General features: G+C 38.4%; 15 protein-coding genes. 7 read left to right on the top strand and 8 right to left on the bottom strand.

What is annotated here, in order from left to right:
- The 5 genes from OEX01_08730 to OEX01_08710 all read right to left on the bottom strand — a co-directional run.
- On the bottom strand, positions 1 to 1,010 hold a 1,010-nt coding region (locus tag OEX01_08730), incomplete at its 3' end, for a hypothetical protein (GenBank protein ID MDH5449066.1).
- A 188-nt stretch (positions 1,011 to 1,198) separates the two neighbouring features.
- Entirely contained in the window at positions 1,199 to 1,579 is a 381-nt protein-coding gene (locus tag OEX01_08725; protein MDH5449065.1) for a hypothetical protein, read from the bottom strand.
- A 234-nt stretch (positions 1,580 to 1,813) separates the two neighbouring features.
- Entirely contained in the window at positions 1,814 to 2,248 is a 435-nt protein-coding gene (locus OEX01_08720) for a hypothetical protein (GenBank protein ID MDH5449064.1), read from the bottom strand.
- Positions 2,236 to 2,568 (bottom strand): hypothetical protein, encoded by a 333-nt coding sequence (locus tag OEX01_08715; protein ID MDH5449063.1) that lies wholly within the window; start codon positions 2,566 to 2,568, stop codon positions 2,236 to 2,238. Before OEX01_08715 ends, OEX01_08720 begins: the two co-directional genes overlap by 13 nt.
- On the bottom strand, positions 2,561 to 3,082 hold the full coding sequence (locus OEX01_08710) for a hypothetical protein (GenBank protein ID MDH5449062.1): 522 nt from the start codon (positions 3,080 to 3,082) through the stop codon (positions 2,561 to 2,563). The genes OEX01_08715 and OEX01_08710 overlap by 8 nt, the downstream gene beginning before the upstream one ends.
- A gap of 91 nt (positions 3,083 to 3,173) precedes the next feature.
- On the opposite strand from OEX01_08710, the gene OEX01_08705 reads away from it, so the two are divergent.
- Both OEX01_08705 and OEX01_08700 read left to right on the top strand, forming a co-directional pair.
- Positions 3,174 to 3,329 (top strand): hypothetical protein, encoded by a 156-nt coding sequence (locus OEX01_08705; protein MDH5449061.1) that lies wholly within the window; start codon positions 3,174 to 3,176, stop codon positions 3,327 to 3,329.
- Positions 3,330 to 3,462: 133 nt separating this feature from the next.
- On the top strand, positions 3,463 to 3,717 hold the full coding sequence (locus OEX01_08700; GenBank protein ID MDH5449060.1) for a hypothetical protein: 255 nt from the start codon (positions 3,463 to 3,465) through the stop codon (positions 3,715 to 3,717).
- A gap of 57 nt (positions 3,718 to 3,774) precedes the next feature.
- Here OEX01_08700 and OEX01_08695 read toward each other — a convergent pair whose 3' ends face one another.
- Positions 3,775 to 4,176: a hypothetical protein gene (locus tag OEX01_08695; protein ID MDH5449059.1), complete on the bottom strand. Its 402-nt coding sequence runs from the start codon at positions 4,174 to 4,176 to the stop codon at positions 3,775 to 3,777.
- Between the two features lie 4 nt (positions 4,177 to 4,180).
- Positions 4,181 to 4,741, bottom strand: a complete 561-nt coding sequence (locus OEX01_08690; protein MDH5449058.1) for a DUF4145 domain-containing protein — start codon at positions 4,739 to 4,741, stop codon at positions 4,181 to 4,183.
- A gap of 382 nt (positions 4,742 to 5,123) precedes the next feature.
- Between OEX01_08690 and OEX01_08685 the strand changes: the two genes are divergently transcribed.
- The 4 genes from OEX01_08685 (at position 5,124) to OEX01_08670 (ending at position 6,947) form a co-directional block, all read left to right on the top strand.
- A complete protein-coding gene (locus OEX01_08685) occupies positions 5,124 to 5,693 on the top strand; it encodes a hypothetical protein (GenBank protein ID MDH5449057.1) in 570 nt (189 codons plus the stop codon).
- Positions 5,694 to 5,733: 40 nt separating this feature from the next.
- Positions 5,734 to 5,946, top strand: a complete 213-nt coding sequence (locus tag OEX01_08680; GenBank protein ID MDH5449056.1) for a hypothetical protein — start codon at positions 5,734 to 5,736, stop codon at positions 5,944 to 5,946.
- 289 nt (positions 5,947 to 6,235) lie between these two features.
- A complete protein-coding gene (locus tag OEX01_08675; GenBank protein ID MDH5449055.1) occupies positions 6,236 to 6,448 on the top strand; it encodes a hypothetical protein in 213 nt (70 codons plus the stop codon).
- 25 nt (positions 6,449 to 6,473) lie between these two features.
- Positions 6,474 to 6,947 carry a dual specificity protein phosphatase family protein gene (locus OEX01_08670; GenBank protein MDH5449054.1) on the top strand — a complete coding sequence of 158 codons (474 nt, stop codon included), beginning with the start codon at positions 6,474 to 6,476 and terminating at the stop codon, positions 6,945 to 6,947.
- 1,143 nt (positions 6,948 to 8,090) lie between these two features.
- On the opposite strand, the gene OEX01_08665 is transcribed toward OEX01_08670, so the two are convergent.
- Positions 8,091 to 8,291, bottom strand: a complete 201-nt coding sequence (locus OEX01_08665; protein MDH5449053.1) for a hypothetical protein — start codon at positions 8,289 to 8,291, stop codon at positions 8,091 to 8,093.
- A gap of 211 nt (positions 8,292 to 8,502) precedes the next feature.
- Here OEX01_08665 and OEX01_08660 point away from each other — a divergent pair.
- The coding region (locus OEX01_08660) for a HEPN domain-containing protein (GenBank protein ID MDH5449052.1) at positions 8,503 to 9,316 on the top strand (814 nt) is incomplete at its 3' end.

Below are 9,316 nucleotides of genomic sequence, written 5' to 3'. Positions count from 1 at the left end.
ACTCCATAATGTGTATATAGTTTAACATCCGACTCAGCTAATCCGTGCCAATGCATCTGCCAAGCTTTTTCGAAGTATGCATCAGCATTATGAATAATAAGAAGATCAATAATTAAGCTAGTAAAATTGCTCCACCCTACAGAGTTTTCGGGAATGGTGTTATTTCTAATTTCAATGAAGTCCTTTGGTATTATCTGTTCTAACCCTTGAAGAGTTTTAATCCCCATATTATTTATCTCACTAATGGTTTCTGCATCCCTTGTAAGTTCTGGTATAACTAGTCTCTTATCAATCAAAGGTTTGAACTTCCATTTCATATATTCCGTTAATGATGTGGAATTAATAGCCACATCTAAATCACCCAATTCTGTCTTTCTCCCGATCTCCATAGCATAAGCATCTATTGATTCGGATAGTGAATCAAATTCTTTATCTACGAGCTCCAGATTTCCAGCCAATATTGAAAATCTCCGCTTCATGCCATTTGGCAGAACTCCTCTAAACTTGTAGTTTCTATCATGTTCAAATTCCGCCCATGCATGTTGCAGTATTGTTCTGATTTGTACCTCAAAGCACATGTCTTTGAATATCTTATTTTCCGGCAGGCTCAACCTTTCTTTCCCTAAAGTTCCAATGCAATGGATAGAACGATAGCCCACTCTGTCAATGCCCAGTTCTTTACTCTTATCAATACTATGTTCGGGTTGAATCTCAAAAATACCCTTTATTATTTCATAGACTTTCTTTGCATCAGAGTCAGTATATGTAATAACTCTGATTCCAGCCATATCCATAATCTCCAAGCGAGGTTCTCTATATTTAGCTATAGTAGCCTTTTTCTGGTAACTTTCAACAGACTTGGCTCTATATACAATGCTATGATAGTTGATCTTTTCTGATTCTAATATTTCTCGAATTATAGATTCTACTCTTTTGGCTAAAGCTTTGTAGATCATTCTTTTTCCAGAATAACACTCTACAGCCTGCCGAACCTTGGGACTAATTACCATGTAAATCCGAGCTACGTTCTTTGCTTAATTTAACAATATCAAAACTATTTTGGAACTAATTTAAGGTTTCGTTCAAAAGCTTAAATAGCCATGTTCCATAGCAATTCAACTCAAAAGGAAGCCTATTTTTCTCTTAGATAATAACAATATAAATTAATTTTATATCTCTGAGTTTAACGAGTTTAATGTTAATGGGACACTTTCTCTTCAACCACTGCCTCTACATATTTTCGCCCATAACTATGAACCCCTAACGGTCTACCTGTCTTACCGCGCAACATAGACTCATATCTAGCTGTTAAATAGTCTAACGCCTCAGAGTATTGCCATGTTTTTCCGAAGTTTTGTTGAGATTTCAAATAAGAAAGGCGAGCTTTCATGTAGTCGAGTCCTGTTACAAACTCGTAGTAGTTCCAATGGATGAGTCGCCAACGCCATCTCTTAATCCACACCTCTAAGAGATTGATCTCTTGTCGTAGGTCTTCTGTTTCTATGTCGTGCTTCTCCTTCTCTTTGCGCAGTAAGTCTAGTATGAATCTGATGTCAGCGTCTTTCAAGACAACTCTCATGTCTAAACTTTTACCTCTTTGTTTAATTATTTACTTGTTTGTTTAAACTTATGTTATGTCACCTTCTTGAATTGAGGCATCATTGATCGGTGCGATCAATGATAGCTCGAATGAGGGTTCATTAGCACGGTGTGCTAATGTATCCTCATTTAGCGAGGGTTCATGCTTACGGCGTAAGCATGTATCCCTATTTTGTGTGAGAGTGTGCTTTGGGTTAACCCCAAATATTTCCATTTACATCAATTCCTCAAGCCTAGTCTCACCAGAAACAACCTTAGAAACCGTAGTCCTACGCGGCTCTGTCGCATCAAGAATATCAAGAATCTTATAGCCAATATCAATAAAACGACTAGCCGTTTCTCTGGACAGGGGAATATAACCGCTTTCTAAACGGAAATACCGTTTTTCCTTATCTACCCTGTTCACAACTTCCGGGAGAACACGACTTAAAGTAACGAACTGTAGCTCTTTATCATACTTCCAACTGTTCACAACCGCGTCAATACAAAACTCTGCCTTGTGAAACACCAGCTTTCTCTCTAAGTCAATCGTAGCAACGGCTTTATGCTTACTCGGAATAGGCCATCTGGCTAAATGGTAACTTGTGAAACCGTTATAGTTAATCTTAGGAACACCAACAACCGCGCTAACCACGACTAGAATCCCCAAACATTTAGCTCTAATGAACTACCACGAAAAGACGGAAGAGTGTCATACATTAGAGAACATTCTTCGCCTTCAACTTTGTAGAGGATCTTATGAATCCACTCATGGCTAATAGTCTTAACAATAGTAAAAGCGAGACATTCGTGGAATTGAATAGGGTGTTGAAATCTTATAGGTGGCTCAGGGATTAACCCGTAAAATTCTAGGCATATTCCAACAAAGATTCCTTCGAGATTAACATTTATCGTATCTGTCTCATTATCATACCAGCCTAATGCTCTGCTGCTGTCTCCAAAGTCGGAATTGAAAAACAACCTAACCACGAGCAACCACCTTCCCCAACCGCTTCTTAATCTCAAACGCTAAGAACTGAGTAGCAACGACATCATTATTAGCCCTAGCAAAATCAAGATCACGATTCAACTCTTCAAGCGAATACCTAGAATAGTCAACAGGTAAATACACACGCTTACGCTTCTTAACAACCTTAGTAACCTCAACGGCCTTCTCTTCCTCAACCACAAGCTTATGTCTAGGTCGCAAATTCCTCTCAATAACCAGCTTACCAATCTCAACAGTATTACTGGGGTATACCCCGCCTAGTTGCTGTCCGTTGGATGCTGCGACTAAGCCAGCAAGTAGTGTTTCGACACCGCGACAATCCGAGCCAAACCAACCCCTTAAAACGGGTTTAGCTTGGTTTAACAGCTTTTCGTCAACCCTCACCGACCACACAACACGCCGACCTTTATACACGCCAAAACCATGTGTGCGAGCTGGGTATACCCGAGTATTACTAGCGTTGAATTGGGTTTGTTTTGTTTTTGGCTTTGTCATTGGTTGCACCCTACGGGTTTAGTAAAACCCGTTGCTTACCTTAGGGAAAAGCTAATATAAAAGGGTTTACTAAACCCTAGCCAGATGATTCATGCCTTACAAGAACAAAGAGAAGCAGAAAAAGTATATGCGAGACTATCAGAGAGAGCGTAGGGCAGCCATTAAAGACCTGCAGAGAAGGGTTAACGAGTTGGAGAAACTAATTTTTGGCAAGCCGAAGCCTAAGAGAAGGAGAAAGAAGAAGTGAAGCTGCCTAAACTGTTCAACCGCAAACACATCATAAAAGCGCGAGAATTTATTGTCCCCTCAGATTATCCGTATGTCTTTGTTACCAAGAAAACAGTTTTAGAGCAAAAAAAGTTTTTGACTTGCGAGATCGCATGATTTCAGTGGATGACGAGGACTGTGTTCTCATTCACTTGAAGCGGAATGCTTTGCCTATGATTATTCAGGCTACAAGCGCGGAAATGGACTGGGCGAACTCTGAGAAAGTTGGGTTGCCACTGGGGGAGCTTTTCAAGTTTTGCTTGAAAGCTAATTTGCCTCTTGTTGAGCTTGAAGACCGCTACATCACTTTGACGAACCCGACTTTTTGGGCGCGTAAGGAAGAAGAGAAAGAAGAAGGTGAACAATAGCGTGTTTAACCCACGTTCTCTCCGCGTCCATATCGGGTTCTATATGTTTTCCGAACCTCATTCGTTCTGAGAAAATGTTGTCTTTTTCAGTGTTGAGATAAAAGCCATTATATCTTCAATTTTGATACTTGCCAGTGACAATGATAACTGAAGTATACCTCTTGTTTGTTGCAGGTTCATTTGAGGATTGACTTCCATCAAAACAAGAGCCATATCTATACTGTCTAAAATTGGCCTTGTTTGAAAGTCGAAATTCTTTCCTTGCATCTGAAAAAACGCTATTATCAATGACCTTACTTTGCTCATTCTGTCTTTAAAGGATTGCAGAACATTTCGAATCTTGGATAAATCGAATTCTACACCTTTGAGAAAGTTTTTAATGACCTCATAATCTTTCTCTAATGATTTTATTTCAGTTAGTGTCTCAAACTCTATTTCTTCTAATGCCTTACTCTCCAAAATCTCACTCTTCTGTCTCTTTGTGTTTTCTTGCTCTTTTTGCCGCTACCTTCGCTGGCATTATATAGACGTAGTTTAAGTATTCTTCCATGAATTTCAAGAGTTCCTCAGCATTATCTGGTTGAATATCTTCGAGTCCATCATCATCTGGATGTGCCCCAATGTTGCCCGTTAGTCTTATTTCATGTGCCCAATCTCTAATGTCTTTAGTAATTATTTGGTTACCATACAACTCGTCAATCTGGTCAACCAATCTGCCCTTCCTCGCTCCTCTTTCAATTACACTGCTCTGCAATGCCCTTCGGCACATAACCACACAGCCTCTATTTGCGCCTACATTAAAACACTTTATCGCCTCCGTATAATCTCGGGAAATTTCTGGTGGAACAGATTTGTCCACCATTGGGATTCTTTTGGGATATTGGTCAACGACTTCTCTTCCCTTTTCTATAAGTAGCATTAACCCACTGCAATTATCACATTGATATATGTTGAAACCATCTGCGTGTGTTCTTAAGTCAATTGTTGAATTCACATGACAGTAGGGGCATACAATTGTTTCCATAATTCTCACATTCTATGTAAACTAAATCAACTTTCACTGCCCTAATCAGTATCCATAATTAACGCTTTAAGTTTTCGTTACTCTATCTTTGTTTAGGAATATGGAAGAAGAGAAAGATCGCAGAAGCAATATCACTTCTCAACACATTTCTAATCCTACTTGTCATTATTCTATCCTATTTCTTCTACCATGAGCCTTTAAAATGTGTTGAGTGCAGTTACCCCACGCTCTTTCGAGTGCGCTAAAGTTAAAATATTTGAGAAAGCCTATTCCTTCTTTTTCATGCGCGCGCGATAGAAGAACTTTTTAGCCTATATAATGCATGCAAACTTGGGTTGCAGAAACGGCGCTAGTTAACGAAGATGAATTTCAAGCTAGAGTTATGAAAGACCACATATATCCTCGTCATATGAGTTCCCATTCTCAGATTAGGTGGTATGCAAAACTAACACATATTGGTGGGAGACGGACTGAATCTGAAATAGATTTAGTTGTGGTCGAAGGTCGTGAGAGAGTCTTTGCGTATGAATTTAAGTTTTTGAGGGGAAAAACCGCTAGTTACAACTATAAAAGGATATACCAAGGGCTTGGACAGGCGCTACTATATTTTTGGTATGGTTTCGACAGGAGTACATTATGTATTGGACGCTCTATGAATCTTGACAGAGATACACGTAAAAAAATAAATATGAAAATAAGACAGGTGTGTCCAGTGATTGATGAAATAAATAAGAGCATGCCTTACTTCGGATGGTTGGCATTTTTCGAGAGCAAAGACGGGCTTAACACTTTTCGCCGCAATTTTCCTAAAGAGAAATTCCCTATCAGAACAGATGACATGCGAAAGGATAGAGAAGCAATAATTGCGGGAAATGTGAGAACTAATGGCAAACCATTCCTTAGGAGGTATGGATTGACCCTCTCCAACATGCCCCTCAGGAATAAGCTCTAAAAACTCCTAGCGCGCGCAGATAGAAAAGAGGTGATTTAGGTTGACAAGGCGTATTTATCCCCCGATAAAATATTGTCCTCAATGTGGAGGTAAACTTGAAGTTGAAGTTCACAATGCAAAAATCTACACTAATTCAACGTTGGTGAGTTACTGCGAAAAATGTGACAGGACTTACGAAAAAGTCAATGTTACAAAAGACAATTATCAAATCATAGCTACTGCAGGCGCAATAGTGAAAGAAAAGAAGGAATAAGCTGTCAAAAACTCATAGCTTGTATCTTTGGAAATTACATAAAGAAATCAAAGATTCTTGACTCAAAAAACCGAATTCTTGCCCCAGTAAGCACGGAGTCTTGCTGGGTGCATGACAAACCTTTAGTCTTTGAAACGTGCATTTTTCAGAGAGGTGATTTTAATGATCTCTGACAAAATGATGGAAATGGCAAAACAAAATGTTGACGCCTATATTGAGATTGTAGTGAAATTTTTTAGTGATGATAGGCTTCCAGATAAAAAGTTGAAATGATGACATCTCAGAACACATGATTAGATCTGAAACTTCAAAAGCTCAAAATTGGAAATTTGATGGTTTTGTGTTGATTTACGGTCGTGAGAGAGATAAGAAAGTGGAACCCCCTATTCAAGCAGCGTATCATCATTTCAAAATTCTCAAAGATTCTGGCAAGATGTACTGTGCTATAGTCTATCCAGAACTCCTCGCAGAGCTGTTTAGAAAATATTCAATACTCCTTTAGAAATACTACGAGGTAAACATCTGAAATGTTAGAAGTATATCCCAATCTGTTTATCGGATCAGAAGGTGAATGCTTTTTTAAGGACAGAGACGATTGGGCAGTAATTCATGCCTGTAAGTCACCATGTCATCAAAAAGCAGTAGGTTACAAGGGCAACCTTTCTCCAACTCATCCGAACTATCTTACTTATGAAGTTAGAAATCATCTTTTCTTAAATATGATTGATCCTCCAGCACCTCTATTCAAACCACAATTGTTTATGGCATCACTTGATTTTATTGAAAAACACATTTCAGAACGTAAGGTTTTGATACATTGTAATTTAGGATTGTCCCGTTCACCTTCTATTGCTCTTTTATACCTAGCGAAACGAGCTAAGGTTATCAATGGAGAAAGCTATATGAAAGCTACTCAAGATTTCCGTAAGTTATTCCGTTACTATAAACCAAGAAGAGGAATAGCAGTTTATCTTGACCTTTATTGGTTAGAGTTCCAGTAAACAATATTTTCCTAGAACAACCTTCCCCAGAACCTAAAGTTCAAGTTCTTATTTCTATGTATGAACCATTAGAAGTAACTAAATGTGGGGAATGTGGTAAGATAATAGCAGAACCAAAAGAACTAATTTGAATTTCATAAATCTTATTACTCATTTCTTTAACTATTTGATTGGATGATGCGTAGGTTAGAAAAATGCAAAATGGTATCAAGGTTAAAAATTTTTTAGTTCGATAGAATGACTTTAAAGAGGTGAAAAATAACATGGATGATGTAACGATTGTGGTCATAGTCGGTCTAATCTGCCTAACAATAATAGGGTTAGTCACCATATACTACGAAAACCGTAGAAAAAAAGAACGCTAACCGTGCGAATAACTTGTTCTAATTGTGCCAATGAAGAGGGTCTCCCTTTCGAATATGAGGGCTTCATTCCAAGTCATGCAACAATATGCAAGGTTATAGAGTCAGACTCTCAACCTCTTTATGACTATATTTGTCCTAGCTTCTCTAATTGTTCAGATGATAACAACATGACTTTTCCAGAAGCTATGGCCGACTGCCACATTTCAGTAGGAACAAGACGGAATTTTCCATCTAATCTATTCAAACAATCTTTCAACTCTCTTTTCAAACTTTGTAGAAGCTTAAGCTTTTCACGCCAATTCTTAAAACTGTCATAAGCTCGTGAGATAGCAAAAGCCAGCAGAACACCGCTAAAGGGTCCAACAAATAATCCCCAATTAAGGCTCTGTTAACTCTTCGTCACATTTGTATGCCTATTAACAATCGGCACATTTGCGGAGTATAGTTTGACAAAATGGTATTGTGAAGTGTTAAGGTTCTGTCAAGTCTTAGGGTGATGTTGAAGGGTGTTAACAAACGGGTGATGGCTTTTGCGGAGTATATTAGGAAAGAAAAATATCTTACAACTCATTATTCTTAATAGAATATGAAGTTTCAATGTTCTGAATGTAATCATCACTTCGAGGTGTCATCAATTAGATTGCTATTTACCCTAAGGTTTAGAGGGAAAAACCCACCAACAGATGCTGTAGCTTATCACCTAAAATGTCCGAAATGCGGCAAGAAATCATGGCTTGTTCCAAAATAAGAATTTCTTACTTTACACTTGCGTTTTGGATTAAAATCTTCCACTTGTTCTTTCTTTCTTTCTTTCAACAGTTACACCACAAGCCTCTGAAGGTGTCTTACCGTCTAACCCTTCATGTTCTCTGATGTAGTTGTGAAAGATTTGGTAGCCAGCAAGGATTGGCGTGTCTTTTTTCTTTAATCCTCTCATGACTTTTTCTCTGTCTCTGATTTCGCCGTTTAGTCTTTCCATTTTGTTATTATGACTGCCTTTCAGGGTTATACGGCGAATGTGTTTTGTGCAAATTCCGTCATTTTTATGGACTTCCTAGAAGAACAAACGCGAAACTGAACATTCAACAACACAAAAAAAAGGGGAAACTGAAAGACTTAGGAAACGTAAAAATCCTTAAAAAAGTGCATATAGATAACAACCATATGATCGTAGAAAAGAAGGAATAGCCATGAGTGAAATCCCAAAGGCTTTTTGTCTAATGCCTTTGCTGTACTTCCAAACAACGCACACATTTTATAGGACACGAGGGCGATTTGATCTAAGAAACGGTATAGTAATCAGAAAAATCACTGCTAGTGAAATTCAAGAAATCCAAGAAAAAAGAGGAAGCAAAGACTATCCACTCAATTGGCTTGATATTGAAAGAATTAGTTACACCTTAGAGAAGAAAATCGGTCCAAACTCTAGGGCATCTGATAAGGCACTTGATCAATTTCGGAACTTAGTGCTTTCAATGAGACTCTTCAAGCAAGGTGCAGTTGGGTATAAGGCTGCTTTCACTTTGTTTGAAGGGCGACCATTCATCATTCATGATTTCGGTGTTGAACCACGTCATGCCTCCGTTATCCCAATTATGGCGAGTTTGAAAACTCCCAAGAAGCCTGTTTTTGCGCTGTTGACACTTAACGAGAAGGAACTAAAGGAATATGCTTCATTTTGCAAGGAAGTATCAAAATTTGGTGGACGAGAAGAGAAATGGCCATTGCCTATACGCTATTTCTCAAGAATGTATGAGTCCAAGCCTTACGAAAATGCCCTTGTAGACTGTGTAATAAGTTTCGAAGCATTAATATTTAAAGGTGAGGGAAAGGTTCGCGAAAAGAAAACGCCTATTGCTCTCGCTGTTTCAATGTTAATCGGGAATAACTCAAAAGAGAGAGAAAAAATCAAGACAACTCTCAAAGAAGCGTATGATATAAGAAACGCTGTAGTCCACGGAAAAGCTCTTGGCAAAAAACATCTTGAAATCGCAACCTTATGTT

The sequence above is a fragment of the Candidatus Bathyarchaeota archaeon genome (genome assembly GCA_029882535.1).
Taxonomy (GTDB): Archaea; Thermoproteota; Bathyarchaeia; order Bathyarchaeales; family SOJC01; genus JAOUKM01.
This window is presented reverse-complemented; position numbering and strand designations above follow the sequence as displayed.